We start from the raw sequence: 15,309 nt of genomic DNA, 5'->3' as shown, positions 1-15,309 counted from the left end.
TGATCTAGTACAGCTACACCTGGTGTGGTGGGAATGGTCGGGTCGGTGCGGCTGGGAAGAGATGGAGAGCACCCTGTTGGGTCCTGAAGGAACAATCCTTGTGGTTGTTTTTTCGGAGCCTTTGGATGAGCGGAAGCTTGTTGAAGGTTGCCAGGCATGGCCTGGCCTTGCATACCGGATTCTGTTCTGCCTGTGGGTGGGGTGGGGTTGCTGGTGTGGGGCTGTTGGGTTGTGGGTTGGTTGTTTGTTGAGAATTGCACAGTGGACGCGAGCATCTTTGTGGTCAAGTTGTCAAGGGCGAACGGTGGATGCCTTGGCACCAGGAGCCGATGAAGGACGTGGGAGGCCGCGATAGGCCTGGGGGAGCTGTCAACCAAGCTGTGATCCCAGGGTGTCCGAATGGGGAAACCTGGCACCAGTCATGTGGTGTCACCTGCATCTGAACACATAGGGTGTATGGGGGGAACGCGGGGAAGTGAAACATCTCAGTACCCGTAGGAAGAGAAAACAATTTAGTGATTCCGTGAGTAGTGGCGAGCGAAAGCGGATGTAGGCTAAACCGGTTGCGTGTGATACCTGTCAGGGGTTGCGTGGTCGGGGTTGTGGGACCCTGCTGGACAAGCTGACACTTGTCCGAGGAGTTATCAAGTTGGTGGCTAGCCGAACAGTCTGGAATGGCTGACCGTAGGCGGTGAGAGTCCGGTAGGTGAAAGTTGCTGACCTTCTGTGGGTGTTCCCGAGTAGCGGCGGACTCCTGAAATCTGCCGTGAATCTGCCAGGACCACCTGGTAAGCCTAAATACTTCCTGGTGACCGATAGCGGACGAGTACCGTGAGGGAATGGTGAAAAGTACCCCGGGAGGGGAGTGAAATAGTACCTGAAACCGTTCGCCTACAATCCGTCGGAGCCTTGCGGGGTGACGGCGTGCCTTTTGAAGAATGAGCCTGCGAGTTAGTGGCATGTGGCGAGGTTAACCCGTGTGGGGTAGCCGTAGCGAAAGCGAGTCTGAAGAGGGCGTTGTAGTCGCATGTTCTAGACCCGAAGCGGAGTGATCTAGCCATGGGCAGGCTGAAGCGCGGGTAAGACCGCGTGGAGGGCCGAACCCACCAACGTTGAAAAGTTGGGGGATGATCTGTGGTTAGGGGTGAAAGGCCAATCAAACTCCGTGATAGCTGGTTCTCCCCGAAATGCATTTAGGTGCAGCGTCGTGTGTTTCTTGCCGGAGGTAGAGCACTGGATGGTCTAGGGGGCCTACAAGCTTACCGAAATCAGCCAAACTCCGAATGCCGGTAAGTGAGAGCGCGGCAGTGAGACTGCGGGGGATAAGCTTCGTAGTCGAGAGGGAAACAGCCCAGATCACCAGCTAAGGCCCCTAAGCGTGTGCTAAGTGGAAAAGGATGTGGGGTCGCATAGACAACCAGGAGGTTGGCTTAGAAGCAGCCATCCTTTAAAGAGTGCGTAATAGCTCACTGGTCAAGTGGTTCCGCGCCGACAATGTAGCGGGGCTCAAGCACACCGCCGAAGCTGTGGCACTCACATGATACTTCGTCAGGCATTTTGGTGTCTGGTGCAGGTGTGTGGGTGGGTAGGGGAGCGTCGTGCCGGGGGTGAAGCAGCGGGGTGACCTAGTTGTGGACGCGGCACGAGTGAGAATGCAGGCATGAGTAGCGAAAGAAGGGTGAGAAACCCTTCCGCCGGATGACCAAGGGTTCCAGGGCCAGGCTAATCCGCCCTGGGTGAGTCGGGACCTAAGGCGAGGCCGAGAGGCGTAGTCGATGGACAACGGGTTGATATTCCCGTACCCGCGAAAGAGCGCCCGTGATGAACCCTGTTGTGCTAACTGTCCGAGCTGTTGGCGGTCTTCGGACCAAGAATGGTGAGCGCAGGAACCTGGTGGGTAGTAGTCAAGCGATGGGGTGACGCAGGAAGGTAGCTGAGCCCGGCCGGTGGTTGTGCCGGGGTAAGCGTGTAGGCCGTGCCGTAGGCAAATCCGCGGTACACAGGGCTGAGACGTGATGCCGAGCCGATTCAGGTGAAGTCAGTGATCCTATGCTGCCGAGAAAAGCCTCTAGCGAGTTCTTAGCGGCCCGTACCCCAAACCGACACAGGTGGTCAGGTAGAGAATACCGAGGCGATCGGGCGAACTGTGGTTAAGGAACTCGGCAAATTGCCCCCGTAACTTAGGGAGAAGGGGGGCCGGAGACGTGAAGCCCCGTGCGGGTGGAGCGTTGTATGGCCGCAGAGAGCAGGGGGAAGCGACTGTTTACTAAAAACACAGGTCCATGCGAAGAAGTAATTCGATGTATATGGACTGACGCCTGCCCGGTGCTGGAACGTTAAGGGGACCTGTTAGCTCCTTTGGGGGCGAGGCGGAGAACTTAAGCGCCAGTAAACGGCGGTGGTAACTATAACCATCCTAAGGTAGCGAAATTCCTTGTCGGGTAAGTTCCGACCTGCACGAATGGCGTAACGACTTCCCCACTGTCTCAACCACAGGCCCGGCGAAATTGCAGTACGAGTAAAGATGCTCGTTACGCGCGGCAGGACGGAAAGACCCCGGGACCTTTACTATAGCTTGACATTGGTATCTGAATGGGCTTGTGTAGGATAGGTGGGAGCCGGTGAAACCTGTACGCCAGTATGGGTGGAGGCAATCTTGAAATACCACTCTGGTTGATTTGGGTATCTAACTTCGGACCGTTATCCGGTTCAGGGACAGTGTCTGGTGGGTAGTTTAACTGGGGCGGTTGCCTCCTAAAGGGTAACGGAGGCGCCCAAAGGTTCCCTCAGCCTGGTTGGCAATCAGGTGTTGAGTGCAAGTACACAAGGGAGCTTGACTGTGAGACTGACAGGTCGAGCAGGGACGAAAGTCGGGACTAGTGATCCGGCACTTGCGTGTGGAAGCGGTGTCGCTCAACGGATAAAAGGTACCCCGGGGATAACAGGCTGATCTTCCCCAAGAGTCCATATCGACGGGATGGTTTGGCACCTCGATGTCGGCTCGTCGCATCCTGGGGCTGTAGCAGGTCCCAAGGGTTGGGCTGTTCGCCCATTAAAGCGGTACGCGAGCTGGGTTTAGAACGTCGTGAGACAGTTCGGTCCCTATCCGCCGTGCGCGTAGGATACTTGAGAAGGGCTGTCCCTAGTACGAGAGGACCGGGACGGACGAACCTCTGGTGTGCCAGTTGTCCCGCCAGGGGCACGGCTGGTTAGCTACGTTCGGAAGGGATAACCGCTGAAAGCATCTAAGCGGGAAGCCTGCTTCAAGATGAGGTATCCCATCCACCTTTGGTGGGGTAAGGCCCCCAGCTAGACGACTGGGTTGATAGGCCGGAAATGTAAGCTCGGTAACGGGTTCAGTTGACCGGTACTAATAGGCCGAGGACTTGACTACGAAGCTGCTACGCGTCCACTGTGCAACTCTGAACAAATACCAGACAACCCCCCGCACCGGGTGAGTGGTCACGGGTGTGGGTGTGTGTGTTGTTTGATATGTTCATAAGGTTACGGCGGTCATGGCGGAGGGGAAACGCCCGGTTACATTCCGAACCCGGAAGCTAAGCCCTCCAGCGCCGATGGTACTGCACTCGGGAGGGTGTGGGAGAGTAGGACACCGCCGGACAATCTTTCAGTCGAGGGCCGCCCCATCCGGGTCGGCCCTCGACTGCGTAGCGTCGTAGGTGACGCAATCAGGAAGGATGTACCTGTGAGTTCAGGACCGCAGGGCGGAGACCGTCCGCGCCGATACGAAGACCGTTCGGACCGACCCCAGGGGCGGGACGCCGGCCCTCGCCGGGACGACCGCCCCCCGTACCGGGGCGATCGTGACGACCGCGGTGCTTCGCAGGGCGGCTTCCGTGGCGGTGATCGTCGTGGAGAGGGTTTCCGGTCGGGCCCCCGTACCGGCGATTCTCGGCCCGGTGGTTTCCGTCGGGACGGGGACTCCCGCGACGGCGGTTTCCGCGGCGGTGACTCCCGGGGTGGTGACTCCCGCACCGGCGGCTTCCGGAGCGGCGACTCGGGTGGTGCCGGCGGTTTCCGGGGCGGTGACCGTCGTGAGGGTGGTTTCGGCGGTGGTGACCGTCGTGAGGGTGGTTTCCGGTCGGGTTCGCGTGACGGTGATTCGCGTCCTGGTGGTTTCCGTCGGGACGGCGACTCGCGGTCGGGTGGTTTCCGTGGCGGAGACCGGCGTGACGATGCCCGTGGTGGTGACCGTGGTGGTTTCCGGTCCGGCCCGCGTGAGGGTGGTTTCCGGGGCGGCGACCGGCGCGAGGGTGGCTTCGGCGGCGACCGCCGTGAAGGTGGCTTCGGCGGCGGAGACCGCCGCGAAGGCGGTTTCCGGAGCGGCGACCGTCGTGAGGGCGGGCCGGGCGGCGAGCGTCGTCCCGGCGGTTTCGGTGGTGGCGACCGGCGCGAGGGCGGCTTCCGTAGCGGTGGTGACCGTCGTGAGGGTGGTTTCGGCGGTGGTGACCGTCGTGAGGGTGGTTTCCGGTCGGGTTCGCGTGACGGTGATTCGCGTCCTGGTGGTTTCCGTCGGGACGGCGACTCGCGGTCGGGTGGTTTCCGTGGCGGAGACCGGCGTGACGATGCGCGTGGTGGTGACCGTGGTGGTTTCCGGTCCGGCCCGCGTGAGGGTGGTTTCCGGGGCGGTGACTCCCGCGAGGGTGGTTTCCGGGGCGGCGACCGACGTGAAGGTGGCTTCGGTGGTGACCGCCGCGAGGGCGGTTTCCGTGGCGGTGACTCGGGCACCGGCGGTTTCCGGGGCGGCGACCGCCGGCCGGAGGGCGCTGACCGTCGTGAGGGTGGTTTCCGGTCGGGTCCGCGTGACGGTGACTCGCGGCCCGGTGGTTTCCGTCGGGACGGCGACTCCCGGTCCGGCGGCTTCCGTGGCGGGGACCGCCGTGAGGGCGGTTTCCCGGGCGGCGAGCGCCGCGAGGGTGGTTTCGGTGGTGACCGCCGCGAGGGCGGCTACCGGGGTGGCGACTCCCGCGAGGGTGGTTTCCGGGGCGGTGACCGCCGTGAGGGCGGTTTCCGGGGCGGTGACCGCCGCGAGGGGGGTCCGGGCGGCGACCGCCGTCCCGGCGGCTTCGGTGGTGGTGACCGCCGCGAAGGTGGTTTCCGGTCCGGTCCCCGTGAGGGTGGTTTCCGGGGCGGTGACTCCCGTGAGGGTGGTTTCCGGGGCGGCGACCGCCGTGAAGGCGGCTTCGGTGGGGACCGCCGTGAGGGTGGTTTCCGGTCGGCGCCGCGCGACGGCGATTCCCGGCCCGGTGGTTTCCGCCGGGAGGGTGACTCCCGCGAGGGCGGTTTCCGCAGCGGTGACTCCCGTGAGGGTGGTTTCCGGGGTGGCGAGCGTCGGGACAGTGGTTTCCGGGGCGGCGAGTCGCGCGGTGGGGACCGCCGTGAGGGTGGTTTCCGGGGCGGCGAGCGCGACGGTTACGACCGGCCGCGCCGCGACGAGCAGCGGGACGGCGAGGACCGTCGTCGTGAGGGCGGGTTCGGCCCCGACCGGCAGCGCCGGGACGAGGCCGACGGCCGCTCGGTCGCCCCGGCCCTGCCGGACGAGATCTCCGCGAGCGACCTCGACACGGCGGTTCGTGCCGAACTGCTCTCGCTGAACAAGCCGGTGGCGGAGACCGTCGCCCGGCACCTGGTGGCCACTGGTCAGCTGATCGACGAGGACCCGGCCGAGGCGCTGGCCCACGCGATGGCGGCCCGCCGGTTGGCCGCCCGGATCTCCGCCGTGCGCGAGGCGGTCGGCCTGGCCGCGTACCACGCTGGGGAGTGGCAGACGGCGATCGCCGAGCTGCGCACGTACCACCGGATGACCGGGTTGCAGAGCCACCTGGCGGTGCTGGCCGACTGCGAGCGCGCCCTCGGGCGTCCGGAGCGGGCGATCGACCTGTTCCGGGGGGCCGACAGCGACAAGCTGGACAAGGCCGTGGCGGTCGAGCTGCTGATCGTCGCCGGCGGTGCCCGGGGCGACCTGGGGCAGAAGGACGCGGCCGTGGCGATGCTCCAGGTGCCGGAGCTGACCGCCGAGGTGGCCGAGCCGTGGACCGCCCGGTTGCGCTACGCCTACGCCGACGCGCTGCTCGCGGTGGGTCGGCGCGAGGAGGCCCGGGAGTGGTTCGCCCGAGCCGCCGACGTGGACACCGACAGCGAGACCGACGCCGCGGAGCGGCTGCTGGAACTCGACGGCGTGGTGATCGAGGGCGACGACGAGGACGACGAGCCGGCCGGGACGGAGGCCGCCACCGCGGACACCGCCGCCGCGTCGACGGGCGACCGCGCCGACCAGGACGACGCCGACGACGATGTCGTCGACCAGGACGACGCCGACGACCACGACGACATCGCCGGGCAGGACGACGTCGCCGAGCAGGACGACGCCGACCGGGACGGCCCCGACGGCGGCGTCGACGAGGACGAGCGGGGCGGGACCGACCACCGCACCGGTGGGCCGGCGGACGCGGGCGCCGCCCCGGACGCCGCCCCCGACACCGCTGCGGACATCCGGCCCGGTGCCGGTCGGGCCGACGACGCGGTGGCTCCGGTCGAGACGCGGTCGGCTGACGAGCCCGGATCGGCGGCGGACCGGCGATGACCGAGGGCGCCGAGGGCCGGTTGGTCGACGAGTACGCCCTGGTCGCTTTCGACCTGGATGGCGTGATCTACCTGATCGACCGGCCGATTCCCGGTGCGGTCGAGGCCCTCGGCGCATTGCGGGCCGAGGGCCGGTCGGTGGCGTTCGCCACGAACAACGCGTCGCGGCGTTCCAGCGAGGTCGCCGACCTGCTCACCGGGATGGGCGTACCGGCCGACCCGGCGGAGGTGCTCACCTCGGCGGCGGCCGCCGCCGAGGTGCTGCGGGACCGGCTTCCCGCCGGGGCCGCGGTGCTCGTCGTCGGCGCGGAGGCGCTGCGTGCCGAGATCCGCGCCGTCGGGCTCACCCCGGTCGACCGCGCCGACGACGCGCCGGTCGCCGTCGTCCAGGGGTACGGCCCGCAGGTGGGCTGGGTGGACCTGGCCGAGGCGTCGGTGGCGATCCGGGGCGGGGCGACCTGGGTGGCCACCAACACCGACCGGACGCTGCCGAGTGGACGTGGCCCGTTGCCGGGTAACGGCTCGCTGGTGGCCGCCCTGCGGCACGCCCTGGACCGGGCACCCGACGTGGTGGTCGGCAAACCCGAGCCGGCGCTCTTCGCCACCGCCGCCCGGCGTGCCGGAACCGGCCGGACGTTGGTGGTCGGTGACCGGCTGGACACCGACATCGAGGGTGCCCGCCGGGCCGGGCTGGACAGTCTGCTGGTGCTCACCGGGGTCAGCGACGTCCCCGAGTTGCTGGCCGCCCCCGAGCTGCGCCGGCCGACCCACGTCGCGGCTGATCTGGCCGGGCTCTTCGATCCGGCGGCGGTGGTCCGGGTACCCGGCGATCCGCAGGCCGGTGGATGGTCGGCGACGGCCGTCGACGGGACGGTGCAGCTGGACGGAGCCGGGCGGCCGTTGGACGCGGTGGCGGCGCTCTGCGCGGTCGCCTGGTCGGCCGGCACCGGTGCCGCCGTACGGCCGGTCTCACCGGAGGCGGAGCGGGTGCTGGCCGGGTTCGGCCTGACCCGCTGACCGCCGGGCCGGGCGGTGACGGTACCGCCCGGCACCCGTTACCCGGTCAGAGCAGCTTGCGGAGCTTCAGCAGGTCGAACGGGCTGGCCTTGATGGAGACCCGGCGGGCGGCCACCGCCTTGGTGACGTCGAGCTGACCGTGCACCAGGGCGACCAGGTCGTCGCTGGTGGTGACCAACGCGATCTTCGCCTTCGGGTCGTCGCCGTCGGCGAGGTCGACCAGCCGACCGCCGGTGATCCGGCCGTGGAAGGCGGTCTCGAGATCGGTGATCCGGCAGGCCAGGGTGCGATCCAGATCGATCTTGCTGGAGGCGTCGGCGTGCCGGTCCAGGCGGTCGGCAAGATCCCGCAGCGCCTGTCGGCACTCGTCCACGCTGGCCACATCGTCCTCCTTGCACCCGCCACGCCGTTTCCCGGCACCGTACCGCAATGGGCGGCGCGGGGCGCCCGGTAGCGTGAGGGCCGGACACTCCCCCCGCGGAAGGACTCAGTCATGCAGGACGCGTGGCGTGCCTACCTGGAGCTGGCCCTGGGCCTGACGGAAGCGCCCCGGAAGAGAGCCCAGGACGCCGCCCGGCGGTTGGCCGGCACGGGCGGTGCGACAGCCGTCCAGCTCCAGGCGCTCGCCGAGGAACTCCTCGCCACCGGCGCGGCCAACCGGGAAGCGCTGACCAAGCTGGTCCGGTTCGAGGTCGACCGGGCGCTCGGCGCGGTGGGGCTCGCCACCGCCGACGAGGTCGCCGAGTTGACCCGCCGGGTGCACGAGCTGGAGCGGCAGCTCCGCGAGGCGAGGAACGGACCGGTGGCGGTACCGGCCGGCGACGCCGCGCCCGACACCACCGCTCCGGCGGATGGCGCGGCCGGGACGGCCGGTGCCGTGAGGGCCTCCGGTGGCGCCGCCGGGGCGGCCGGTGCCGCTGCGCAGGCGACCGGCAGCACTGCGGAGACGGCCGGTGGTGAGCCCGGTGCCGCCGCGCCCTCGCCCCTGACCGTGGCGAAGAAGGCCGTGGCGAAGAAGGCCGTGGCGAAGAAGGCCGTGGCGAAGAAGGCCGTGGCGAAGAAGGCTGTGCAGAAGCCCGTGCCGGCGGACCCGTCCGCCGGGTCGGGAACGCCCGGCGAGGACCCGACGCCGCCGTCGCGTCCACCCCGTAAGGCCGCTCCCGGCCGAGGTTCCCCCGGCGGCGCCGGGTGAGCGGCTTCCCCGGGAGCCGGTCGTGACCGGCCCGTTCCGCCCCGCTCCGCCGCCGGCCGGCCGCCCCGGTCCGCCGTCCACCGGCCACCCGGGTCCGCCGCCGGCCGGCCGCCCCGGTCGGCCGTCCACCGGCCACCCGGGTCCGCCGCCGGCCGGTCGCCCGGGTCCGCCGTCCACCGGCCACCCCGGTCCGCCGTCGGTCGGTCCGCCGCAGGCTGGTCGGCCGGATCCGCCGTCGGTCGGCGGTCGGCCGGGTCCGCTGCCCGCCGGTCGGTCGGCCGCAGCGTCCACCGTCGCGGACGAGGACGTCGACGAGGCCCGCCATCCGGCCGTCGACGCCGCCGTCCGGGCGATGGCGAACGCCGAGGGCCTGCCCCCGGCCGACCAGATCGCCCAGTACGAGGCGGCGTACCAGACGCTGCGGGAGACCCTCGCCACCATCGACCAGGCCTGACCGGACCGGAGAGAACCACCCCATGGCACGTCGTACCCGACTCGACGCCGAAATCGTCCGTCGCGGCCTGGCCCGTTCCCGTGAGCAGGCGGCCGCGCTGATCGAGGCCGGCCGGGTCCAGCTGCGCGGGGTGCCCGCGCGCAAGGCGGCCGCGATGGTCGACCCGGCCGATCCGCTGCTGGTCACCGGTGCCGACCCGATCGACGAGTACGTCTCCCGGGGCGGCCACAAGCTGGCCGGCGCGCTGGCCGCCTTCGCCCCGACCGGGCTGGCCGTCGCCGGCCGCAGGTGCCTGGACGCCGGGGCGTCGACCGGCGGCTTCACCGACGTGCTGCTGCGCGCCGGCGCGGCCGAGGTGGTCGCCGTGGACGTCGGGTACGGCCAGCTCGCCTGGTCGCTGCGGACCGACGAACGGGTCCGGGTGCTGGACCGCACCAATGTGCGTACCCTCACCCCGGAGGCGATCGGCGGGCCGGTCGACCTGACGGTGGCCGACCTGTCGTTCATCTCCCTGCGTCTGGTGCTGCCCGCGCTGGCCGGCTGCACCCGTACCGACGGCGACCTGGCGCTGATGGTCAAGCCGCAGTTCGAGGTCGGCAAGGAGCGGGTCGGCGCCGGGGGTGTGGTCCGGGATCCGGCGCTGCGGGCCGAGGCGGTGCTGGAGGTGGCGGCGAGCGCCGCCGGGCTCGGACTCGGCCTGGCGGACGTGGCGGCCAGCCCGTTGCCCGGTCCGAGTGGCAATGTCGAGTTCTTCGTGTGGTTGCGCCGGGACGCGCCGGCGGCCGACCCCGAGCGGGTGCACGCCGTGGTGGTGGCCGGGCCGACCGGCCCCGGGCCGGCTGCGGAGTCCGGGAAGGTGGCAGGGTGAGTGCGGTGCGCGACGTCGGGACGGCGTCCCACGAGGGTGGACGGGAGGCGGGTCCGGTGGACCTCAGCGAGGGCCTGACCGGCCGGACGCGTGACGGGTGGTGGCACCGGTGAGCCGGACCGCGCTGCTGGTGACGCACACCGGCCGGCGACGCAGCACCGAGCACGCCCGCGCGGTCGCGGCCGACCTGATCGCGGCCGGCTTCGAGGTCCGGGTGGTGGCCGAGGAGGCGGAGGATCTCGACCTGCCCGGGGTGGTGCCGATGGCCGGTCTGCGGGCGGCCGAGGGGGCCGAGATCGTCTTCGCGCTCGGCGGGGACGGCACCTTCCTGCGCGCGGCCGAGCTGGCCCGTCCGGCGAAGGTGCCGCTGCTCGGCATCAACCTGGGCAAGGTGGGTTTCCTCGCCGAGGCGGAGATCGACGATCTCGACACCGCCGTGCGGGACGTGGTCGGGCGCAACTACACCGTGGACGAACGGCTCACCCTCGACGTCACCGCCGAGTTCGACGGCGGCCCGACCATCGAGTCGTGGGCGCTCAACGAGATCAGCGTCGAGAAGGGCGAACGCGCCCAGATGCTGGAGCTGCTGGTCGACGTGGACGGACGCCCGCTGTCCCGCTACGGCTGTGACGGCGTGGTCTGTGCCACCCCGACCGGCTCCACCGCGTACGCGTTCTCCGGTGGGGGGCCGGTGGTCTGGCCGGAGGTGGAGGCGCTGCTGTTGGTGCCGATCAGCGCGCACGCGCTGTTCAGCCGTCCGCTGGTGACCGCGCCCACCTCCACGTTCGTCATCACGGTCGACCCGTTCACCACCCTGGCGGTGCTCTGCTGTGACGGGCGGCGGGTCTACGACCTGCCGCCGGGTGCCACGGTGACGGTGCGCCGGGGCGCCCTGCCGGTGCGGGTGGTGCGGTTGCGGGACCGGCCGTTCACCGATCGCCTGGTGGCCAAGTTCGACCTGCCGGTGCAGGGCTGGCGCGGCAGCCGCCGCTGATCCCGGATCGCGGACCCGGGGCCTGCGGGGTCTGTCGGACCCCGCCCGGGGCCGCCCACCAGCGGCACCGCCCCGGCGGCCGGCGGGGTGGATCATGCCGGCCCGGCCGGTCACCCGTGCCGGCTGGTCAACTGTCCCAGCACGCGTCTACTGTCGGGTGCTGTGCTGGAAGAGCTGCGGATCACCGGACTGGGCGTCATCGAGGACACCACCCTGCCGCTGGCCGGCGGGATGAACGTCATCACCGGTGAGACCGGTGCCGGCAAGACGATGGTGGTGACCGGCCTCGGCCTGCTGTTCGGCGGCCGGGCCGACGCGGGCCGGGTGCGGGCCGCGCCGGGGCGGGCCACCGTCGAGGGGCGGCTGCGGCTCGGCGGCCGGGTGGCCGACGTGGTGCACGCCCGGATCGTCGACGCCGGTGGCGGACCCGACGACGACGGCTCGCTGCTGATGAGCCGTACGGTCACCGTGGAGGGCCGGTCCCGCGCCCACCTGGGCGGCCGGAGCATGCCGGTGTCGATGCTCGGTGAGGTCGGCGAGCAGGTGGTGGCGGTGCACGGCCAGTCCGACCAGTTGCGGCTGCTGCGGCCCGCCGAGCAGCGGGCCGCGCTGGACCGGTTCGCCGGCCCCGGGCACGAGAAGCTGGTCGACGCGCTGCGGGAGGCGTACGGGCGGTGGCGGCAGGTGGTCGACGACCTGGCCGACCGGCGCAGCAACGCCCGGGCCCGGCACCAGGAGGCCGATCTGCTCCGGCTGGGGCTGGACGAGATCACCCGGGTCGACCCGCAGCCCGGCGAGGACGACGAGTTGAAGACCGAGGCGCAGCGGTTGGAGCACGCCGAGGGGCTGCGGACGGCGGCCCAGCTGGCGCACGTGTGCGTGGCCGGTGGGGTGGAGGCGGCCGACGACACGCCGGACGCCACGGTGCTGCTGGGCACGGCCCGGCGCACCCTGGAGGCGCAGGCGGGCACCGATCCGGCGCTGGGTGAGCTGGCCGGTCGGCTGGAGGAGGCGGCCACCCTGGTGGCGGACGTCTCGGCGGAGCTGTCGGCGTACCTGGCGGCGTTGGACGCCGATCCGGCCCGGTTGCAGACCATCTACGAGCGGCGGGCCGCGCTGCGCGCGTTGACCCGCAAGTACGCCGACGACGTCGACGGGGTGATCGCCTGGGCCGAACGCGCCCGGACCCGGCTGTCCGACCTGGACACCTCCGACGAGGTGCTCGACGAGCTGGACCGGGAGGCGCAACGCCTCGCCGGTGAGGTGGCCGAGCTGGCCGGTCGGCTGTCGGCTTCCCGGCAGGAGGCGGCGGTCCGCTTCGCCGAGCAGGTCACCGTGGAGCTGGCCGGGTTGGCGATGCCGCACGCCCGGATCGAGGTGGCGGTGCTGCCCCGGCCGGCCGGCCGGTCCGAGCCGACGCTGTCGGTCAACGGGGTCGAGTGCGGGGTCGGTCCGGACGGCGCCGACGAGGTGGAGCTGCGGCTGCTGGCCCACCCGGGAGCGCCGTCGCTGCCGTTGCAGCGGGGTGCCTCCGGGGGTGAGCTGTCCCGGGTGATGCTCGCCATCGAGGTGGTGTTCGCCGGCTCCGGCGGCCCGCCCACCCTGGTCTTCGACGAGGTCGACGCGGGGGTGGGTGGTCAGGCGGCGGTGGAGATCGGCCGGCGGTTGGCCCGGTTGGCCCGCAGTCACCAGGTGCTGGTGGTGACGCACCTGCCGCAGGTGGCCGCGTTCGCCGACCGGCACCTGGTGGTGGCGAAGGACACCGGCGGCGCGGTGACCACCAGCGGGGTACGGGTGGTGGAGGACACCGAACGGGCCCGGGAGCTGGCCCGGATGCTGGCAGGTTTGCCGGATTCGGATCTGGGTATCGCCCATGCCGAGGAACTCCTGGCCGTCGCGGCGAAGGAAAGACGGCCCTGACCGCGACGATTGTGAGCGGAGGCACACCGGGCCGTGCCCTGGTGTGCTTCCCTGGGTAGGCGGCCCTGCTCAGGCATGTCGCACCGGAAAAACCAGCCTCCCATGCCAGGATGGTCACGATGCGTCTACCCACGTTGCGCCGGACCCGGAACGCGGAACCGGACTCAGTTCTCGGCACCGCTCGTCTCGACCGCCGTACCAAGCGGCTGGTCGGCCGGCTCCGCCCCGGCGACATCGCGGTGATCGACCACGTCGACCTGGACCGGGTGGCGGCCGACTCGCTGGTCGCGGTCGGGGTCGCCGCGGTGCTCAACGCCAAGCCGTCGGTCTCCGGCCGTTACCCCAACCTCGGCCCCGAGGTGCTCATCGGTGCCGGCATCCTGCTCCTGGACGACCTCGGCGAGGGGATCTTCGAGCGGCTCCGGGAGGGCGACACCGTCCGGATCGAGGGCAACACCGTCTTCGTCGGCGACGAGCCGGTGGCGCACGGTGACCTGCAGGACGCCGAGACGGTCGCCAAGGCGATGGCCGACGCCCGGGAGGGCCTGTCGGTGCAGTTGGAGGCGTTCGCCGCCAACACCATGGACTACCTGCGCCAGGAACGGGACCTGCTGCTCGACGGGGTGGGCGTCCCGGACATCCAGACCCAGATGCGGGGTCGGCACTGCCTGATCGTGGTCCGGGGCTACGACTACAAGGCCGACCTGGACGTGCTGCGCCCGTACATCCGGGAGTTCAAGCCGGTGCTGATCGGCGTGGACGGCGGGGCGGACGCCCTGGTCGAGGCGGGCTACACCCCCGACATGATCATCGGGGACATGGACTCGGTCACCGACGACGTGCTGCGCTGCGGCGCCGAGGTGATCGTGCACGCCTACCCGGACGGCCGGGCGCCGGGGCTGGCCCGGGTCAACGGTCTCGGGGTGCCGGCGATCACCTTCCCGGCCGCCGCCACCAGCGAGGACCTGGCCATGCTGCTGGCCGACGAGAAGGGCGCCTCGCTGCTGGTCGCGGTCGGCACCCACGCCACGCTGGTCGAGTTCCTGGACAAGGGTCGCGGCGGGATGGCCTCCACCTTCCTCACCCGGCTCAAGGTCGGCGGCAAGCTGGTCGACGCCAAGGGGGTGAGCCGGCTCTACCGGCAGAACATCTCCGGCTCGTCCCTGCTCCTCCTGGTCCTCTCGGCGATCGCCGCGATGGCCTCCGCCGTGGCGGTCTCCACCGTCGGCAAGGCGTATTTGGGCGTGGTCTCGGAGTGGTGGGACAATTTCGTGTTCCAGCTCGGCCAGCTCTTCTAGCTCCCGACCGATCAAGAGGCTGCAAGCGTGATCAATTTCCGATACCACGTGGTGTCCCTGACCGCGGTCTTCCTGGCCTTGGCGATCGGCCTGGTGGTCGGCACGGCCGCCCTCAACGGCCCGGTGGCCGACTCGCTGAAGGAGACGGTCAACTCGCTGCGCAAGGACAACCAGCAGATGCGGCAGTCGGTCAACAGCCTCCAGAAGGAGCTGGACCTGGAGGAGGACTTCGCCGCCGAGATGGCGCAGATCATCCTGCCGGGCAAGCTCACCGGCAAGCGGGTCATGGTGCTCAGCCTGCCCACCGGGCGGGAGCACACCGAGGGCGTGCTGAAGTCGCTGCAGACCGCCGGGGCCACCGTGACCGGCCGGGTCGACGTGCAGGACAAGTTCGTCAACCCGGACAACAACACCAACCTGATGGAGCTGGCCGTCACCGCGGCCCGGCCCACCGCGCCCGCCTCGGCGCTGCCCGGCAACGGCAACGGCGTGGAGACCTCCAGCGCCCTGCTGGCCAGCGTCCTGCTCGACCGCCCGCAGGGCACCCCGGCGGTGACCGACGCCGACCGGCGGGCGGTGCTGGCCGCGTACGCCAACGCCGGATACCTCACCAGCGAGGAGAAGGTCACCGGCACCGCCGAGGCCGTCGTGGTGGTCAGCGGGCAGCCCTACGTCGACAAGGACTCCGCGAAGAAGGACGAGTCGGTGGTGAAGATCGCCGAGCAGTTCGACCGCACCGGCGCGATCGTCGTCGGCGGCAACGGCTCCGCCGGGGGCAACCTGGTGGCCGTGGTCCGGGGCGACCCGGTGCTCGCGCAGACCATCTCCACCGTCGACAACGCCAACACCGTGCAGGGTCAGCTGGTCACCAGCCTGGCGCTGGTCCAACAGCTCACCGAGAAGCGGGCCGGTCAGTACGGCGTCGGCGACAACGCCACGCTGGTGCCTAGACTGCCCCAGTGA

At 70.1% G+C, this 15,309-nt stretch carries 11 protein-coding genes and 2 rRNA genes; 11 read left to right on the top strand and 2 right to left on the bottom strand.

The annotated features are described in order from the left end of the window. The first annotated feature begins 281 nt into the window (after positions 1 to 281). Together O7625_RS26335 and rrf are read left to right on the top strand one after the other, a co-directional pair. A 23S ribosomal RNA gene (locus O7625_RS26335) occupies positions 282 to 3,394 on the top strand. Positions 3,395 to 3,505: 111 nt separating this feature from the next. After that, positions 3,506 to 3,622: ribosomal RNA gene (gene rrf / locus O7625_RS26330) — 5S ribosomal RNA — on the top strand. 90 nt (positions 3,623 to 3,712) lie between these two features. On the opposite strand, the gene O7625_RS26325 is transcribed toward rrf, so the two are convergent. Beyond that, positions 3,713 to 5,701: a hypothetical protein gene (locus tag O7625_RS26325; RefSeq protein WP_282342451.1), complete on the bottom strand. Its 1,989-nt coding sequence runs from the start codon at positions 5,699 to 5,701 to the stop codon at positions 3,713 to 3,715. Here O7625_RS26325 and O7625_RS26320 point away from each other — a divergent pair. Both O7625_RS26320 and O7625_RS26315 read left to right on the top strand, forming a co-directional pair. After that, on the top strand, positions 5,651 to 6,604 hold the full coding sequence (locus O7625_RS26320) for a Replicase polyprotein 1ab (protein WP_282342449.1): 954 nt from the start codon (positions 5,651 to 5,653) through the stop codon (positions 6,602 to 6,604). The two genes, O7625_RS26325 and O7625_RS26320, sit on opposite strands and share 51 nt — an antisense overlap. After that, positions 6,601 to 7,620 carry an HAD-IIA family hydrolase gene (locus O7625_RS26315; RefSeq protein ID WP_282342447.1) on the top strand — a complete coding sequence of 340 codons (1,020 nt, stop codon included), beginning with the start codon at positions 6,601 to 6,603 and terminating at the stop codon, positions 7,618 to 7,620. The genes O7625_RS26320 and O7625_RS26315 overlap by 4 nt, the downstream gene beginning before the upstream one ends. Positions 7,621 to 7,666: 46 nt before the next feature. Here O7625_RS26315 and O7625_RS26310 read toward each other — a convergent pair whose 3' ends face one another. Beyond that, positions 7,667 to 8,002, bottom strand: coding sequence for an SCP2 sterol-binding domain-containing protein (locus tag O7625_RS26310; protein ID WP_282342446.1), 336 nt, complete (start codon positions 8,000 to 8,002; stop codon positions 7,667 to 7,669). 111 nt (positions 8,003 to 8,113) lie between these two features. Here O7625_RS26310 and O7625_RS26305 point away from each other — a divergent pair, with 111 nt between their 5' ends. The 7 genes from O7625_RS26305 (at position 8,114) to O7625_RS26275 (ending at position 15,309) form a co-directional block, all read left to right on the top strand. Beyond that, a complete protein-coding gene (locus O7625_RS26305; protein WP_282342444.1) occupies positions 8,114 to 8,812 on the top strand; it encodes a hypothetical protein in 699 nt (232 codons plus the stop codon). Positions 8,813 to 9,071: 259 nt separating this feature from the next. Continuing rightward, positions 9,072 to 9,266 carry a hypothetical protein gene (locus tag O7625_RS30305; RefSeq protein WP_348774029.1) on the top strand — a complete coding sequence of 65 codons (195 nt, stop codon included), beginning with the start codon at positions 9,072 to 9,074 and terminating at the stop codon, positions 9,264 to 9,266. A gap of 22 nt (positions 9,267 to 9,288) precedes the next feature. Then, positions 9,289 to 10,134, top strand: a complete 846-nt coding sequence (locus O7625_RS26295) for a TlyA family RNA methyltransferase (RefSeq protein WP_282342442.1) — start codon at positions 9,289 to 9,291, stop codon at positions 10,132 to 10,134. A gap of 109 nt (positions 10,135 to 10,243) precedes the next feature. Further along, positions 10,244 to 11,128 (top strand): NAD kinase, encoded by an 885-nt coding sequence (locus O7625_RS26290; protein ID WP_067313367.1) that lies wholly within the window; start codon positions 10,244 to 10,246, stop codon positions 11,126 to 11,128. Positions 11,129 to 11,290: 162 nt separating this feature from the next. After that, positions 11,291 to 13,048 (top strand): DNA repair protein RecN, encoded by a 1,758-nt coding sequence (gene recN / locus O7625_RS26285; RefSeq protein WP_067313353.1) that lies wholly within the window; start codon positions 11,291 to 11,293, stop codon positions 13,046 to 13,048. A 119-nt stretch (positions 13,049 to 13,167) separates the two neighbouring features. Then, a complete protein-coding gene (gene steA, locus O7625_RS26280) occupies positions 13,168 to 14,346 on the top strand; it encodes a putative cytokinetic ring protein SteA (RefSeq protein ID WP_067313369.1) in 1,179 nt (392 codons plus the stop codon). 27 nt (positions 14,347 to 14,373) lie between these two features. Continuing rightward, a complete protein-coding gene (locus O7625_RS26275) occupies positions 14,374 to 15,309 on the top strand; it encodes a copper transporter (protein ID WP_067313355.1) in 936 nt (311 codons plus the stop codon).

This window comes from Micromonospora sp. WMMD714, from assembly GCF_029581315.1.
In the GTDB taxonomy this organism is placed as follows: Bacteria; Actinomycetota; Actinomycetes; order Mycobacteriales; family Micromonosporaceae; genus Micromonospora; species Micromonospora rifamycinica.
Note: the sequence above shows the minus strand (reverse complement) of the source record. Positions and strands in the feature narration are given on the sequence as shown.

Bases quoted from the DNA above. Each gene is read 5' to 3' on its own strand.
- O7625_RS26315 (WP_282342447.1), top strand. From the start codon at position 6,601: ATGACCGAGGGCGCCGAGGGCCGGTTGGTCGACGAGTACGCCCTGGTC.
- steA (WP_067313369.1), top strand. From the start codon at position 13,168: ATGCGTCTACCCACGTTGCGCCGGACCCGGAACGCGGAACCGGACTCA.
- O7625_RS26295 (WP_282342442.1), top strand. From the start codon at position 9,289: ATGGCACGTCGTACCCGACTCGACGCCGAAATCGTCCGTCGCGGCCTG.
- O7625_RS26305 (WP_282342444.1), top strand. From the start codon at position 8,114: ATGCAGGACGCGTGGCGTGCCTACCTGGAGCTGGCCCTGGGCCTGACG.